Below are 16,038 nucleotides of genomic sequence, written 5' to 3' on the forward strand. Positions count from 1 at the left end.
CCACGGGGCGAGGCCTGGTCCGGACATGGCAGGATCCGGGCGCGAACCGTTCCCCACGACACCCGCACCGGAGCGCCCGCCGTGACGATCGTCGACATCCCCGGTTCCAAGTCGCTCACCGCCAGGGCCCTGTTCCTGGCCGCCGCGGCCGAGGGGACCTCCGCCCTGCTGCGCCCCCTGAGCTCGGACGACACCGAGGGCTTCGCGGAAGGCCTCGGCGCTCTCGGCTACCGCGTCGAGCGCGAGGCGGAGCGGTGGCTCGTCGAGGGGCGCCCGGCCGGCCCGCCGCGGCCGGAGGCCGACGTCTTCTGTCGTGACGGGGCCACCACCGCGCGGTTCCTGCCCACCCTGGTCGCGGCGGGGCACGGCACCTACCGCTTCGACGCCTCCGCCCAGATGCGCCGCCGTCCCGTCGCCCCGCTGACCGGTGCCCTGCGCGCGCTCGGCGTCGACGTCCGCCACGTCCTGGCCGAGGGCCACCATCCGCTGACCGTCGCCGCCGACGGAGTCCGAGGCGGCGAGATCGCCCTGGACGCAGGCGAGTCGTCGCAGTACCTGACCGCGCTGCTGATGCTCGGTCCGCTCACCCGCGAGGGGCTGCGGATCAGCGTCACCCGCCTGGTCTCGGCTCCCTACGTCGAGATCACACTGGCCATGATGGCGGCCTTCGGGGCGACGGTGGACCGCACGCCGTCGCCCGACGGCGAGGTCTTCCACGTCCGGCCCGGCGGCTACCGGGCCACCGAGTACGCGATCGAGCCCGACGCCTCCACCGCCAGTTACTTCTTCGCCGCCGCGGCGCTCACGGGGCGCGAGGTCACGGTCCCCGGCCTGGGCCGGGACGCGCTCCAGGGCGATCTCCGATTCGTCGAGGTGCTCGAAGGGATGGGGGCGGAGGTGCGCATCGGAGAGGCGTCAACCACCGTCTCGGGCACGGGGCGACTGCGCGGAATCACCGTCAACATGCGGGACATCTCCGACACGATGCCCACGCCGGCGGCCCTCGCCCCCTTCGCCGACGGACCGGTCCGGATCGAGGACGTCGCCAACACTCGGGTCAAGGAATGCGACCGGCTGGAGGCCTGTGCCGAGAACCTGCGGGAGATGGGCGTGCCCGTCGCGACCGGAGCGGACTGGATCGAGATCACTCCGGCCGCCGCCCGACCGGCCCGTGTCCGCACCCGTCACGACCACCGCATCGCGATGTCGTTCGCCGTCGCCTCCCTGCGCGCGCCGGGTATCACCTTCGACGACCCCGGCTGCGTACGGAAGACGTTCCCCGCCTTCCACGAGGCCTTCGCGGCCCTGCACGCGGACCGCGGGGCAGCGGACGCGCACAGGTGAGCCCGGGGTCGCCCGCAGCCTCCGGGCGACCCCCTCGCACCCCTAGAAGAAGCCGAGCTTCTTCGCCGAGTACGACACCAGCAGGTTCTTCGTCTGCTGGTAGTGGTCCAGCATCATCTTGTGGTTCTCGCGCCCGATCCCGGACTGCTTGTACCCGCCGAACGCGGCGTGCGCCGGGTAGGCGTGGTAGCAGTTCGTCCAGACGCGGCCCGCCTGGATCGCGCGGCCGGCGCGGTACGCGGTGGTGATGTCGCGGGTCCAGACGCCCGCGCCGAGGCCGTAGAGGGAGTCGTTGGCGACCGAGATCGCGTCGTCGAAGTCGTTGAAGGAGGTCACGGAGACGACGGGCCCGAAGATCTCCTCCTGGAAGATCCGCATCCGGTTGTCGCCCTCGAAGATCGTGGGCTGGACGTAGTACCCGCCCGCGAGGTCCCCGTCGTACTCGATCCGCTGACCGCCGGTCAGGATCTTCGCGCCCTCCTGCTGGCCGATGTCGAGGTAGGAGAGGATCTTCTGGAGCTGGTCGTTGGAGGCCTGCGCGCCGATCATCGTGTCGGTGTCGAGCGGGTGGCCGGCCACGATGGCCTCGGTGCGGGCGACCGCGGCTTCGAGGAACTCGCTGTAGTGCCCGCGCTGGATCAGCGCCCGCGACGGACAGGTGCACACCTCGCCCTGGTTGAGGGCGAACATCGTGAAGCCCTCCAGCGCCTTGTCGCGGAAGTCGTCGTCCCGCGCCCAGACGTCGTCGAAGAAGATGTTCGGGGACTTGCCGCCCAGCTCCAGGGTGACCGGCTTGATGTTCTCCGAGGCGTACTGCATGATCAGCCGCCCCGTCGTCGTCTCCCCGGTGAAGGCGACCTTCGCGACCCGCGGGCTGGAGGCGAGCGGCTTGCCGGCCTCCGCGCCGAAGCCGTTGACGACGTTGACCACACCCGGCGGGATCAGGTCGGAGACCAGGGACAGCAGGTAGTGGATGGACGCCGGCGTCTGCTCGGCCGGCTTCAGGACGACCGCGTTGCCCGCGGCGAGCGCCGGCGCGAGCTTCCACACGGCCATCAGGATCGGGAAGTTCCACGGGATGATCTGCGCGACCACGCCCAGCGGTTCGTGGAAGTGGTAGGCGACGGTGTCCTCGTCGACCTCGCTGAGCGTGCCCTCCTGCGCGCGGACCGCCCCGGCGAAGTACCGGAAGTGGTCGATCGCCAGCGGGATGTCCGCGGCGAGCGTCTCGCGGACCGGCTTGCCGTTCTCCCACGTCTCCGCGACCGCGAGCTTCTCCAGGTTCTGCTCCATCCGGTCCGCGATGCGCAGCAGGATGTTGGCCCGGTCGGTCGGCGAGGTCGCCGCCCAGCCCGGCGCGGCCGCGTGCGCGGCGTCCAGGGCCTTCTCGACGTCCTCGGCGGTGCCCCGCGCGATCTCGGTGAACGGGCGCCCGTCGACCGGGCTCGGGTTCTCGAAGTACTCCCCGCGGGCGGGCGGGACGTACGCACCGCCGATGAAGTGGTCGTACCGCGACGCGAAGTCCACGATCGCGCCGTCCGAACCAGGTGCCGTGTAACGGGTCATCGCTGCTGGCCTCCCGTGCGGGGTGGCACCGCCCGCCGTTGGACGGCGCTCGGCCCCATCCTCACCCCGCCGGGAGGTCCCGGCAACCGGTCGCACACGAGGCAGAGTTGACGGGTCGTCAGCTCAGCAGCGGCCCTGCGCCCCCGAGCACTGCCCCGATCCGCGCCAACGCCTCCTCGTCGCGCTCCACCGCGTCGAGGACCGGCCCGTCCGCCGTGCCCCACCGGCGGGCGATCTCCGCCGCGTCCGCCCCCGTCACCAGCGCCGCGGCCTGCGCGGCCGCGCCGAGCGCGACCAGCTCGCCCGCCCGCGGCACCCGCACCGGCCGCCCGCTGAGCCGCCGCACGGTCTGCCGCCAGGCGGTGCCGCGCGCCCCGCCGCCGATCAGCAACAGCGGCGTGTCGTCCGGCGCGTCGCCGTCGACGGCCAGGACCCGGTCCAGCGCGTCGAGCAGCGCGTACACCGCGCCGTCGTACGCGGCCTGGAGGACCTGGCCACCGGTGGTGTCGTGCCGCAGTCCGTGAAGAAGGCCCGACGCGGACGGCAGGTTCGGCGTCCGCTCGCCGTCGAGGAACGGCAGGACGGTCACCGATCCGCCCGCCTCGACGTCCTCGCGCTCGCGCCCGAGCAGGCCGGCGATCCGGTCGACGGCGAGGGTGCAGTTCAGGGTGCAGGCGAGCGGCAGCCACTCCCCGCGCGCGTCCGCGAATCCCGCCACCGTGCCCGTCGGATCGGCGGACCGGGAGCGCGCGACCGCGTACACCGTGCCGGACGTGCCGAGGCTGAGGACCGGCTCGCCGGGCCGCAGTCCGAGCCCGAGCGCGGCCGCCGCGTTGTCGCCGGTCCCGGCCGCGACGAGCGTGCCCTCGGCGAGCGGCAGCCCGCCGCGCACGGTGCCGGCCGCGTCGCCGGGCCCGACCACCTCGGGCAGCAGCGCCCGGTCGAGCCCGACCAGCCCGAGGATCCCGTCGTCGTACGCCTCGTCCGCCGCCGCCCACCAGCCGGTGCCGGACGCGTCCCCGCGGTCCGTCGTGCCGCGCCCGGTCAGCCGCCCGGTCAGGTAGTCGTGGGGGAGGCGTACGGCCGCGGTGGCGGCGACGGCCTCGGGTTCGTGCTCGGCGAGCCACGCCCACTTCGCCGCCGTGAACGAGGCCCCGGGCACACTGCCCACCCGCTCCGCCCAGGCCTTCGGCCCGCCGAGCGCCTCGACCAGCCGCGCCGCCTGCGGGGCCGACCGCGTGTCGTTCCACAGCAGCGCGGGCCGCACCGGCAGCCCCACCGCGTCCAGGGTCACGAGCCCGTGCTGCTGCCCGCCCACCGACACCGCGCCCGCCCGCTCCACCACCGGGCCGCACTTCTCCAGCGCCTCGACCAGCGCCGCCCACCACTGCTCCGGATCGCTCTCGCGCGCCCCGCCGTTCCCGGACACGCGGTGCGCCGCCTGCCCGCTCGCCACCACCTCACCCGTCGCCACGTCCACCACGAGCGCCTTCGTGGACTGCGTCGACGAGTCCACCCCCACGACGAACGGACCCTCACCAACGGCCATCTTCGGGTCTCCTCCTGCTCCGGCCCGACCTGCGATCGCTGCGCATCCTAATTTGTAAACACCCCTGACGAAATACCCGCGCACCCCGCTCCCCGGATGTGCCGCGGCGCCGGCGCGCCCTACTCCGCCTCGTCGAGCCCCGCCAGCACCGCCGCCGGGTCCGTGCCGCCCCCGCCCGCCGGCACCCAGTGGCCGCTCTCCTGCCGGTACGGCCACCAGCGGCCGTCGCGCCCGTAGCGCAGCTGGCCGTCGCCCGCCGTCCACCGGTTGCCGGCCGCGACCAGGTGCGGGCGCTCGCCGTCCTCCCAGGCCGCGTCGAGCGACGCCGCCGCCCGGACGAGGGACTCGCCGTCGGGCGTCCACTCCTCCTCCAGGACGCGCAGGCCGGCCGCCCCGCCGTACGTCCACGCCCGCACCGCCCGGACGAGACCGTCGCGGGTCCGGGCGGACCCGGCCGCGAGCCGACCCACGACGGAGGCGTCGGGGGACGCGGCGGCCATCCGTACGGCGTCCTCCTGCGGCGTCAACTCGCCGACCATCGGCTGCTGTTCGTGGCCGTCCCGCAGTGCCTCGGCCAGCAGCACGTGCGCGCGGGCCGCCGCGTCCGCCGCGAGGAACTCCAGAGCGGTGACGTCGACCCCCGCCGGCGGCTCCGCGCCGGTGTCGAGGGACGGCGGCCGCCCGGGCGCATCCGTCAGCTCGGGGAGCGCGGGCAGCGGGGGCAGGATGCCGCCGTCCGCGTACGCTTCGGCGGCCGGGACACCGGCCGGCGGCTCCTCCGCGGGTTCCGCCGCCGCACTGCCCCGCGCCTGCAATTCGTCGAGGAACAGCCGCTCGGGCCGCCCGCGCATCAGCATGAGCACGAACGGGTCCTGGTCCAGGAGCCGCGCCACCTGATAGCAGAGCGCCGTGGTGTGCATGCAGTGGTCCCATGACCCGCAGTCGCACCGCGGCTCCAAGTCGCCGATGCCCGGCAGGAGTTCGACCCCCGCACCGGCGGCGTCCTCCACCAGGTGCGGCGGCATCTCCCGGTCCAGGAGCGCCGCGATGTGCCCGGACCGCTCCACGGCCATCGTGAGCAGCCGGTCCCACTCCGCGTCCGACAGCCGGGTCAGGAGCACGTCCGAGCGGTGCGCCGTACGGTCCCGGTCGTGCACCACCGCGGTGATCCGCCCCGCCTGCACGGAGACCGCGCCCACCGCGCCCTCGCGGGCCGCCCGCCGGCCCCGTTTCAGCTGCTCGTTGTCGAGCGCGGTGTCCTCCAGCGCCTTCAGCCACGCCTGGCCCCACCAGGTCTGCGCGAAGCCGCGCCCGCGCGCGGGCGGCAGCGCGGCGAAGGTGCGCACCTCGTCCGTACCGTCCATGCCCGCCCCCTCCGATCCGTCATGCGTTGCGAAGTTCACCGGTCACCTCCGCGCAGCTCGACCAGCTCCGCCAGCTCCGCGTCGCTCAGCTCGGTCAGCGCGCTCTCGCCCGCCCCGAGCACCGCGTCCGCGAGCCCCTGCTTCCGTTCCAGCATGGCCGCGATCCGGTCCTCGATCGTCCCCTCCGCGATCAGCCGGTGCACCTGCACCGGCCGGGTCTGCCCGATGCGGTACGCCCGGTCGGTGGCCTGCGCCTCGACCGCCGGGTTCCACCACCGGTCGAAGTGCACGACGTGCTCCGCCCGGGTCAGGTTCAGCCCCGTCCCCGCCGCCTTCAGCGAGAGCAGGAACACCGGCACCGACCCGTCCTGGAACCGCTCGACCATCGCCTCCCGGGCGGCCACCGGCGTCCCCCCGTGCAGGAACTGCGTGGCCACCCCCCGCGCCGCCAGGTGCTCCTCGATCAGCCGGGCCATCCGCACGTACTGCGTGAACACCAGCGTGCTCGCGCCCTCCGCGAGGATCGTGTCGAGCAGCTCGTCGAGCAGCTCCAGCTTCCCCGACCGCCCGGTCAGCCGCGGCTGCTCCTCCTTCAGGTACTGCGCCGGATGGTTGCAGATCTGCTTCAGCCCGGTCAGCAGCTTCACGACGAGCCCGCGCCGCTCCATCCCGTCCGCGGCGGCGATCGCGGCGAGCGTCTCGCGCACCACCGCCTCGTAGAGACCCGCCTGCTCGGGGGTGAGCGACACCGCCCGGTCGGTCTCCGTCTTCGGCGGCAGCTCCGGCGCGATCCCCGGGTCGGACTTGCGTCGCCGCAGCAGGAACGGCCGCACGAGCCGGGCCAGCCGCTCGGCCGCGGCGGGGTCGTGGCCGCTCTCCACGGCCGCCGCGTGGCGGCTGCGGAACGTCCCGAGCCGGCCGAGGAGGCCGGGGGTGGTCCAGTCGAGGATCGCCCACAGCTCGGAGAGGTTGTTCTCCACCGGGGTGCCGGTCAGCGCCACCCGTGCCTTCGCGCCGATGGTCCGCAGCTGCCGCGAGGTCGCCGCGTGCGGGTTCTTCACGTGCTGCGCCTCGTCCGCGACGACCATGCCCCACGACGTCCCGCCCAGCGCCGCCGCGTCCAGCCGCATGGTGCCGTACGTGGTCAGGACGAACTCGCCGTCCGCGAGCCCGTCCAGCGTGCGCGCGGACCCGTGGAAGCGTCGGACGGGGGTGCCCGGCGCGAACTTCTCGATCTCGCGCTGCCAGTTGCCCATCAGCGAGGTCGGGCAGACCACCAACGTCGGCCCTTCAAAGGCCGGTTCGGTCTGACGGTGCAGGTGCAGGGAGATCAGGGTGATCGTCTTGCCGAGCCCCATGTCGTCGGCGAGGCAGCCGCCGAGGCCGAGCGACGTCATCCGCGCCAGCCAGTTCAGCCCGCGCAGCTGGTAGTCACGCAACTCGGCTGCCAGAGCGGCCGGTTGCGCGATCTCCACCTGCCCCTCGGGATCCGCGATCCGGTCCCGCAGCGCCGCCAGCCAGCCGCTCGCCCGCACCTCCACCCGGCGCCCGCCGACCTCGGCGGACCCGGTGAGCGCCGCGCCCAGTGCGTCCACCGGGATCACCTTGCGGTCCTGCTGCTCCCGCGCCCGGTGGACCTCGGCCGGGTCGACGAGCACCCACTGGTCGCGCAGCCGCACCATGGGGCGGTTCGCCTCGGCCAGCCGGTCGAGCTCGGCCCGCGACAGCTCCACGTCCCCCAGCGCGAACGTCCAGTTGAAGGCGAGCAGCGCGTCCGCGGAGAGGAGCGAGGGCAGCTCCGACGCCCGGGGGTCGGCCCCCGAGTTCCCCGAGGCCCCCAAAATCTTCGTGGCCGACCCGGCCGGCGGCCCCACGACCGCCCGGGCGGTCAGCTTCCGGGCCAGCTCCTTGGGCCAGTGCACCCGGGTGCCGACCGCGGCCAGCTCCCGTGACGCCTCCCCGAGCAGCTCGGCGATCTCCTCGTTCTCCAGCGGGATCGCGTCCGGCACCGCGGCCGAGAGCAGCGGGGCCAGCGGCGCCCAGGCCCGCGCCGCGCGCCGCAGGGCCAGCAGCGCGTCCATCCGGGCCCGCGGCCCGAACCCCGCCGCCGCGCCCGACCACACCTCGGCGGCATCGGCCACGAGCCCGGGGTCGGCGACGCTGTGCAGCTGGAGGACGGCGCGGAACGCGGGGGAGCCGCAGCCACCGTCCGGACTTTCCCCGCCGGCCCCGACCTCGCTCGAGTCTTCTCCGCAGGCCCCGCCCTCGTCCGGACCGAAGCCGTCGGCCCCGCCCAGCCCCGTCACCTCCACCCGCAGCGAGATCCGCACCCCCGCGTCGTGCCCCGCCGCGACGTCCGCCGCCCACGTCCGCAGCTCGGGCGCCCGGTGCGGGGCGCGGTCCGCGAACACCGGCGCGTCCGCGGCGAGCGGGGCGCCGGGGGAGCGGGGCAGGGTGTCGGCGACGGCGTCGAGGAACGCGCCGAGGAGCCGCTCCGGCTCCGGCAGCAGCAGTTCCTCCTCGTCCACCGGCACCGCGTGCGCGGTCGGCGGCATCGACGCGGCGAGTTCGCGGACCCGCGCCGCGTCCTCCGGCGCGAGCGGCCCCGCCCGCCAGGAGTCGTGGCCGGCGGGGGAGAGGCCCGGGAGCAGCAGACCCCGCGCGGCGAACCCCAGCGCCAGCAGCGTCGCGGCGCCCCAGAACGCGAGCGCCGGATCGGCCCCCGGCACCCGCCGCGCACGGGTGAGCAGCGGCAGCGCGTCGGCGACCGTGAGCACCGCGGCCGGCACGAGGTACAGCCCGACCTCGCCGTCCTCGGGCAGGGCGACCGTCAGCTCCTCGACCGGCCCGAGTCCCGCCGGGGGGTGCTCCCCGTCGGGGTGCCAGAAGGCGACGCGCCCCGCCCGGGCGGGGTCCCCGGGGAGGAACACCGCGGCGAAGCGGGCGAGTTCGGCGCGGACGGAGGGATCGGCGGAGAAGGCGGTGCGGAACGCGGGCGGCACGGGAATGGCGTATTCCTCAAACTTGACTAGTGGAGCCGGAGCGGCCGAGAGTACCAAACGTCCGGCTGTGGCCGCCCACGGAAACCACGTGACGCGCGTCACGCCCGGCGAACGGCGTGCGGCGACGCCCTGGAACCGTGGGCCGCCCCCGCCCGTTACTGGAGACAACAGCGCGGCACGGCGCCGCGGAGAAGGGGACCGACATGACGAAGCAGACGAAAATCGTCGCTGGAGGCGCGGCCACGGCGGTCGTGCTGCTCCTCCTGACCAACTGGTGGATCACACTCCTGATCATGGTCGGCGTCCCCACCGCCGCCTACCTCATGCTCGACAAGAGCCAGCGTCAGCGCCTGCGCCGCGTCTCCCGCAAGGAGCTCGGCCGCTGACCCGCGGGCCGCGCTGACCCGCGGGCCGCGTCGAGCCCCGGCCGCACCGAGCCACGACACCTCGCGCCGGCGGCGTCCCCACGCCGACGCGAGGTGCGGCGGCGGCCCGCCACGCCGCCGCTCAGTGCAGCTGCACCCCGATCAGACAGGTGTCGTCGTCGGTGTCGGACCGGCTGTGCGTGAGCAGCCGGTCCAGGTGCTCCTCCAGGTTCGGCACCTGCGCCCCCGCCACCTCCAGCAGCTGCTCCATCGACCGCTCCATCGACCGGTCGCGCCGCTCGATCAGCCCGTCGGTGTACATCAGCAGCCGGTCGCCGTGCTCCAGCGTGATCCGGTGCTCGTCGTACGTCGCCTCCCCGATCGCGCCCAGCAGGATGCCGCGCGGCATCGAGAGCGCGGACGCGGCCCCGTCCCGCACCAGCACCGGCGGCGGGTGCCCGGCCCTCGCCCACCGCAGGGTCCGCGTCTCCGAGTCGTACAGACCGCAGATCGCCGTCGCCGTCACCTGCGCCGTCAGGTGGTGGGCGACGGTGTTCAGCCAGCCCATCAGCTGCGCCGGGCCCGCCCCCGTGGCCGCGAGGCCCCGCAGCGCGTTGCGCAGCACGACCATCCCGGTCGCCGCCTCGATCCCGTGCCCGGCCACGTCGCCGACCACGAGCAGCACCTGCTTGTTCGGCATGACCACCGTGTCGTACCAGTCGCCGCCCACCAGGTGCTCGGTCTCGGCCGGCCGGTAGCGGACCGCGGCCCGCAGCCCCGAGGCGTCGATCGGCGCCCGGGCCGGCGGCATGATCGCCTGCTGGAGCTGGAGGGCGAGCCGGTTGCGCTCGTCCGCCCGCTCCTCGGTGTCCGCGAGCCGGTCCCGGGTGGCCGCGAGCGCCACCTCCGTCCAGTGCTGGGACGACACGTCCTGGTACGCACCCCGTACGGCCACCAGGTGACCCGCCGGATCGAGCACCGGCTCGGCGACGATCCGGATGTGCCGCACCACCCCGTCCCGCCGCTGCAGCCGGAACGCGGTCGACGTCGGCCGCCGGTGGTGCAGCAGCTGGCGTACGAACCGGCCGATGGCCACCGCGTCGTCCGGGTGCGCGTGGTGGTGCAGCTGCTCGATCGGCACCGGGTGCGCGGTGCGCGGCAGCCCGTAGAGGTCGAAGAGCTGGTTGTTCCACAGCACCTCGCCCGAGACGGTGTTCTCCTCGAACCCGCCGAACCGGCCCAGCCGCTGCGCGTGCCCGAGCAGCGCGGCCAGCCGCGTCGCCTCGTCCTCGATCCGCCAGCTCAGCAGCACCACGTCGCCGTAGCGCCCTATCCCGACCGCGGCCACCGCCGAGATCGACACCTGCTCCACCGCCGCGCTCAGCACCATCCGCTCGGCCCGGAACGGCTCCCCGGTGGCGTGCACCCGCAGCGCCTGCTCGTAGAGCCCGCCCGGATGGACCATCAGCGGGTACGCCTCCAGGAGGCGCGAGCCGGTGAGTGCGGCCCGGCTGCGGCCCGCCAGGTCGCTGAAGTGCCGGTTGGCGTACGCGATCCGGAAGTCGACGACGGCGCCGTGGTCGTCGAGGAGCGGCTGGAGGACCATCGCCGGATCGAGCAGCCCGTCCGCCAGGTCGACGAGCCGGCGGACCGTGCCGCCGGGCAGCTCGTCGGCGGTGCCGTCCATGTCCGCGCTGGAGAGGGTGTGCGCGCACACCTCGGCGAGCGCGTCGAGCTGCCGCTCGGCGACCGCGGACAGCGGCGGCTGGGGGTGCGGCCAGCACACCTCCAGGACCCCCAGGTAGCGGCCCCCGACCTGTGCCGGGAGCAGCGCCCGCGCCCCGCCGGTGTGCCCCTCGCGGCAGCCGATGCCGAGCGCGTCGGCCGGCAGCTTGCCGAACCACTGCGGGCCCCGCTCGGCCAGCGCCCGCTGGGCGAGGGTGCCCGCCCCCGGCGGCACCGACCGCCAGGCGTCCGCCTCCACGGCCGGGAAACCGGCCTGACCGGCCAGGGTCAGCGCCCCCTGCCCGCGCGCCGCCCAGATCGCGAGCCCGGTGGCGCCCAGCGGGGCGAGCGCCTGCGTGAGCAGGGACTCCGCGGCCGCCTGCGCGTCGCCGCCCAGCGCGCCGGCCTCCGCCGCCCGCACCTGGGTCACCTCCGCCGGCGCCCTGCCCTGCCCCGCCTGCCGGGGCAGCCGGCCCGGCAGCGCCTCGGCCACCGGGTCGTCGGCCGTCGCGTGGACGATGTCCGCGGCCAGCTCCGGCACCGGGACCTGCGTGGTGGCGGCCAGCTCCTTCAGCCGGCGGGCGGCCTCGGCGGGGCCGCCGTGCCCGCGCTCGACGAGGATGCCGGTCGCGATGCCCACGAGCACCCGCACGTCCGCCTCCGCGCGCGCCCGCCCCACCTCCCCGCGCAGCTCGTCGACGAGGGACGCCAGCGTCTCGACCGTGCGGTCGACCTCGGCGGCGTCCCCCGCGCCGCTCCGCGCCGGCGCCTCCCGCCCCCCTGCGGCCGTCATCGCTTCAGCCAGCGGCGCATGCAGGCCACCAGCGCGCCCGCGTCGACCGGCTTGGTGATGTAGTCGCTCGCCCCGGCCGCCAGCGACTTGGCCCGGTCGCCCTCCATCGCCTTCGCGGTCACCGCGATGATCGGCAGCTCCGCGTACTCCGGCATCGCGCGGATCGCCGCGGTCGCCGCGTAGCCGTCCATCTCCGGCATCATCACGTCCATCAGGATCAGGTCGACGCCGCCGCTGCGGGCCAGCGCCTCGATGCCCTTGCGGCCGTTGTCGGCGTGCAGCACGTGCATGCCGTGCAGCTCCAGCATCCCGGTGATCGCGAAGACGTTCCGCGCGTCGTCGTCGACGACCAGCGCCGTACGCCCCGCCAGGTCGTCGTCGGCGGCCGGCAGTTCCTCCACCGGTGCCGCGCCCGCCGACTGGCTGGGCACCAGCGGGCGCACCAGCGGCAGCACGTCACCGGGGGTGTCGGCCGTCAGGTGCAGCGCGATGCGCTCGCGCAACTCGTCGAGGCTCGGCAGCAGTTCGAGCGGCTCGATCCTCGCCCGCTCCTGCAGCAGCCGCTCCGTCTGCGGGTCGAGGCGCCGGGTGTGATGGGCGAGGACCGGCACCTGGCGCAGCGCCGGGTCACCGTCGAGCGCGTGCAGGAAGCGCAGCGCCGCGTTGTCGGGCATGTCCAGCTCCAGGACCACGCAGTGGGCGGGCTCGGAGGCGAGCACGGACGCCGCCTCCTCCGGCCCCACCACGGTCCGCACGCGCACCGGTCCGCGCGGGTCGGCGTGGCCGCGCCCCTCGGACAGCTCCGCCACCGCGCTGTCGGCGACCAGCGAGAGCAGCCCGTGCGGCCGCCCCTCGATCACCAGGAGCCGGCGCTGCTGGGGGAGCGCCGGGGTGGAACTCGGCTGCACGGCCGCCGCCACCCCGTCCAGGCCGTCCTCCAAGCCGTGCGGACGGCCCGTTTCGCCGCCGTCGGCCTCGAACCGGGCGACCGGCAGGTAGAGCGTGAACACGCTGCCCTCGCCGACCGTGCTCGCCGCGTGGATCGAGCCGCCGAGCAGGTGCGCGATCTCCCGGCTGATCGACAGACCGAGCCCCGTGCCGCCGTACTTGCGGCTCGTCGTGCCGTCCGCCTGCTGGAACGCGCCGAAGATGACGTCGAGTTGCTGCTCGGCGATGCCGATCCCGGTGTCGAGGACCCGGAAGGCGAGCGCCGGGCCGTGCGGGCGCAGCGAGTGCGGCAGGTCCGTCTCGGCGGCCGGCGCGATCCGCAGCTCCACCGCGCCGCTCTCGGTGAACTTCACAGCGTTGGACAGGAGGTTGCGCAGCACCTGGCGCAACCGCGAGTCGTCCGTGACCAGTTCCTCCGGAACGGACGGCGCGACGCTGATCTGGAAGTCGAGCCCCTTCTGGACGGTCATCGGCCGGAACGTGGCCTCGACGTAGTCCAACAGGCGCCGCAGCGGCAGCCGTTCGGGGTTGATGTCCATCTTGCCCGCCTCGACCTTCGACAGGTCGAGGATGTCGTTGATCAGCTGCAGCAGGTCGGAGCCCGCCGAGTGGATCACCCCGGCGTACTCGACCTGCTTCGGCGTGAGGTTGCGCGACGGGTTCTGCGACAGCAACTGGGCCAGGATCAGCAGGCTGTTGAGCGGGGTGCGCAGCTCGTGGCTCATGTTGGCCAGGAACTCCGACTTGTACTTCGACGCCAGCGACAGCTGCCGCGCCCGCTCCTCCAGCTCCTGGCGGGCCTGCTCGATCTCCAGGTTCTTCGTCTCGATGTCCCGGTTCTGCGTCGCGAGCAGCGCCGCCTTCTCCTCCAGCTCGGCGTTGGAGTTCTGCAACTCCTCCTGCCGCACCTGGAGTTCGCCCGACCGGGCCTGCAGCTCCGCCGCGAGCCGCTGCGACTCGCCGAGGAGCTCGTCGGTCCGCGCGTTCGCCACGATGGTGTTGACGTTGACGCCCACGGTCTCCATCAGCTGGTCCAGGAAGTCCCGGTGCACCTGCGTGAACGCCGAGACCGACGCCAGCTCGATCACCCCGAGCACCTGGTCCTCGACCGCGATCGGCAGCACGAGCAGGCTGGTGGCGCTGGTCGAGCCGAGACCGGAGGAGATGGTGACGTAGTTCGCCGGCAGGTCGTCCACCGCGATGGTCTTGCGGCTGCGGGCCGCCTGGCCCACCAGCGACTGCCCCATCCGGAACCGCACCGGGCGGTCCGCCCCGTCGGCGTCGTCGGGCCGCCCGTAGGAGGCGATCAGCCGCAGCTCCGGGCCGCCGGGGGCATCCTGAGCCAGGTAGAAGCCGCCGTACTGGGCGCTGACCAGCGGCGTCAGCTCGTCCATGATCAGCTCGGCGACGACCGTGAGGTCCCGGCGGCCCTGCATCAGCCCCGAGATCCGGGCCAGGTTGGTCTTCAGCCAGTCCTGCTCCTGGTTGGCGCGGGTGGTCTCGCGCAGGGACTCCACCATCGAGTTGATGTTGTCCTTGAGCTCGGACACCTCGCCCGAGGCCTCCACGGTGATCGACCGGGTCAGGTCGCCCTCGGCGACCGCGCTGGTCACCTCGGCGATCGCCCGCACCTGCCGCGTGAGGTTCCCGGCCAGCTCGTTGACGTTCTCCGTCAGCCGCTTCCAGGTGCCCGAGACGCCCTCGACCTCCGCCTGCCCGCCGAGCCGCCCCTCGCTGCCCACCTCGCGGGCCACGCGGGTGACCTCGGCGGCGAACGACGAGAGCTGGTCGACCATCGTGTTGATGGTCGTCTTCAGCTCCAGGATCTCGCCGCGCGCGTCCACGTCGATCTTGCGGGTCAGGTCGCCCTCGGCGACCGCCGTGGTCACCTGGGCGATGTTGCGCACCTGGTTGGTCAGGTTGTTCGCCATGGAGTTGACGTTGTCGGTCAGGTCCTTCCAGGTGCCGGCCACGTTCGGCACCTGCGCCTGGCCGCCGAGCATGCCCTCGGTGCCCACCTCGCGGGCCACCCGGGTCACTTCGTCGGCGAACGCCGACAGCGTCGTCACCATCGTGTTGATCACCCCGGCGAGCGCGGCGACCTCGCCCTTCGCCTCGACGGTGATCTTCTGCGACAGGTCGCCGCGGGCCACCGCCGTGGCCACCTGGGCGATGGAGCGCACCTGGCTGGTGAGGTTCGACGCCATCACGTTGACGTTGTCGGTCAGGTCCTTCCACGTGCCCGAGACACCCCGGACGGTCGCCTGCCCGCCCAGGTTGCCCTCGGTGCCCACCTCGCGGGCCACCCGGGTCACCTCGTCGGCGAACGCGGAGAGCTGGTCGACCATCGTGTTGATGGTGGTCTTCAGCTCCAGGATCTCCCCGCGGGCGTCCACGGTGATCTTCTGCGAGAGGTCGCCCTCGGCGACCGCGGTCGTGACCTGGGCGATCGACCGCACCTGCGCGGTGAGGTTGTCGCCCATGACGTTCACCGACTCGGTGAGGTCCTTCCAGGTGCCCGAGACGCCCTTCACGTCCGCCTGCCCGCCGAGCCGGCCCTCCGTGCCCACCTCGCGGGCCACGCGGGTGACCTCGGCGGCGAACGACGAGAGCTGGTCGACCATCGTGTTGATGGTCGTCTTCAGCTCCAGGATCTCGCCCCGGGCGTCCACGTCGATCTTGCGGGTCAGATCGCCCTGCGCGACCGCGGTGGCCACCTGGGCGATGGACCGCACCTGCGCGGTGAGGTTGCCGGCCATGAAGTTCACCGAGTCGGTGAGGTCGCGCCAGGTGCCGCCGACGCCCGGTACCTGCGCCTGCCCGCCGAGACGCCCGTCGGTGCCCACCTCGCGGGCCACGCGGGTCACCTCGTCGGCGAACGAGGAGAGCTCGTCGACCATCGTGTTGATGGTGTTCTTGAGCTCGTGGATCTCGCCGCGCGCGTCCACGGTGATCTTCTGCGACAGGTCGCCCCGCGCCACCGCCGTCGCCACCTCCGCGATGTCACGCACCTGCGTGGTGAGGTTGCCGGCCATCGCGTTGACGGAGTCGGTCAGGTCCTTCCAGGTCCCGTCCACGCCGGGCACGTGCGCCTGCCCGCCGAGCCGGCCCTCGGTGCCGACCTCCCGGGCCACGCGCGTCACCTCGGAGGTGAACAGCGACAGCTGGTCGACCATGCCGTTGAAGACCGACGCGATCTCCCCGAGCAGCCCCTGGCTGTCCGCGGGCAGCCGGGTGCCGAAGTCGCCGTCGCGCACGGCCGTGAGACCGGCCAGCAGCTGCCGCAGCTCGGGCTCGCCGACCTGCCCGTTCGTACCGCCCTTGCCGCGCGCAACCGCCCGCCGACCGGTGTCCGCACCGGTACTCGCCGTGTTGGCCATCT

General features: G+C 74.1%; 8 protein-coding genes. 2 read left to right on the forward strand and 6 right to left on the reverse strand.

The genetic code is table 11. The annotated features are described in order from the left end of the window. Positions 1-81 precede the first annotated feature (81 nt). Positions 82-1,344 (forward strand): 3-phosphoshikimate 1-carboxyvinyltransferase, encoded by a 1,263-nt coding sequence (gene aroA, locus ACFWEG_RS05130; RefSeq protein WP_387209343.1) that lies wholly within the window; start codon positions 82-84, stop codon positions 1,342-1,344. A gap of 42 nt (positions 1,345-1,386) precedes the next feature. Here aroA and ACFWEG_RS05135 read toward each other — a convergent pair whose 3' ends face one another. From ACFWEG_RS05135 to ACFWEG_RS05150, 4 genes are all read right to left on the reverse strand, one after another. Further along, positions 1,387-2,910 (reverse strand): aldehyde dehydrogenase family protein, encoded by a 1,524-nt coding sequence (locus tag ACFWEG_RS05135; protein WP_387209346.1) that lies wholly within the window; start codon positions 2,908-2,910, stop codon positions 1,387-1,389. Positions 2,911-3,028: 118 nt separating this feature from the next. Further along, positions 3,029-4,459, reverse strand: a complete 1,431-nt coding sequence (gene xylB / locus ACFWEG_RS05140) for a xylulokinase (RefSeq protein WP_387209349.1) — start codon at positions 4,457-4,459, stop codon at positions 3,029-3,031. A 119-nt stretch (positions 4,460-4,578) separates the two neighbouring features. Further along, positions 4,579-5,823: an SWF or SNF family helicase gene (locus ACFWEG_RS05145; protein WP_387209351.1), complete on the reverse strand. Its 1,245-nt coding sequence runs from the start codon at positions 5,821-5,823 to the stop codon at positions 4,579-4,581. A gap of 35 nt (positions 5,824-5,858) precedes the next feature. Further along, positions 5,859-8,831: a DEAD/DEAH box helicase gene (locus ACFWEG_RS05150; RefSeq protein WP_387209384.1), complete on the reverse strand. Its 2,973-nt coding sequence runs from the start codon at positions 8,829-8,831 to the stop codon at positions 5,859-5,861. Between the two features lie 197 nt (positions 8,832-9,028). Between ACFWEG_RS05150 and ACFWEG_RS05155 the strand changes: the two genes are divergently transcribed. Then, on the forward strand, positions 9,029-9,211 hold the full coding sequence (locus ACFWEG_RS05155) for a hypothetical protein (RefSeq protein ID WP_387209353.1): 183 nt from the start codon (positions 9,029-9,031) through the stop codon (positions 9,209-9,211). Positions 9,212-9,332: 121 nt separating this feature from the next. On the opposite strand, the gene ACFWEG_RS05160 is transcribed toward ACFWEG_RS05155, so the two are convergent. Both ACFWEG_RS05160 and ACFWEG_RS05165 read right to left on the reverse strand, forming a co-directional pair. Next, a complete protein-coding gene (locus ACFWEG_RS05160) occupies positions 9,333-11,708 on the reverse strand; it encodes a SpoIIE family protein phosphatase (RefSeq protein ID WP_387209356.1) in 2,376 nt (791 codons plus the stop codon). Further along, positions 11,705-16,036 (reverse strand): HAMP domain-containing protein, encoded by a 4,332-nt coding sequence (locus ACFWEG_RS05165; protein WP_387209358.1) that lies wholly within the window; start codon positions 16,034-16,036, stop codon positions 11,705-11,707. The genes ACFWEG_RS05160 and ACFWEG_RS05165 overlap by 4 nt, the downstream gene beginning before the upstream one ends. Between the last annotated feature and the right edge of the window lie 2 nt (positions 16,037-16,038).

This window comes from Streptomyces sp. NPDC060194 (genome assembly GCF_042728285.1).
GTDB lineage: Bacteria > Actinomycetota > Actinomycetes > Streptomycetales > Streptomycetaceae > Streptomyces.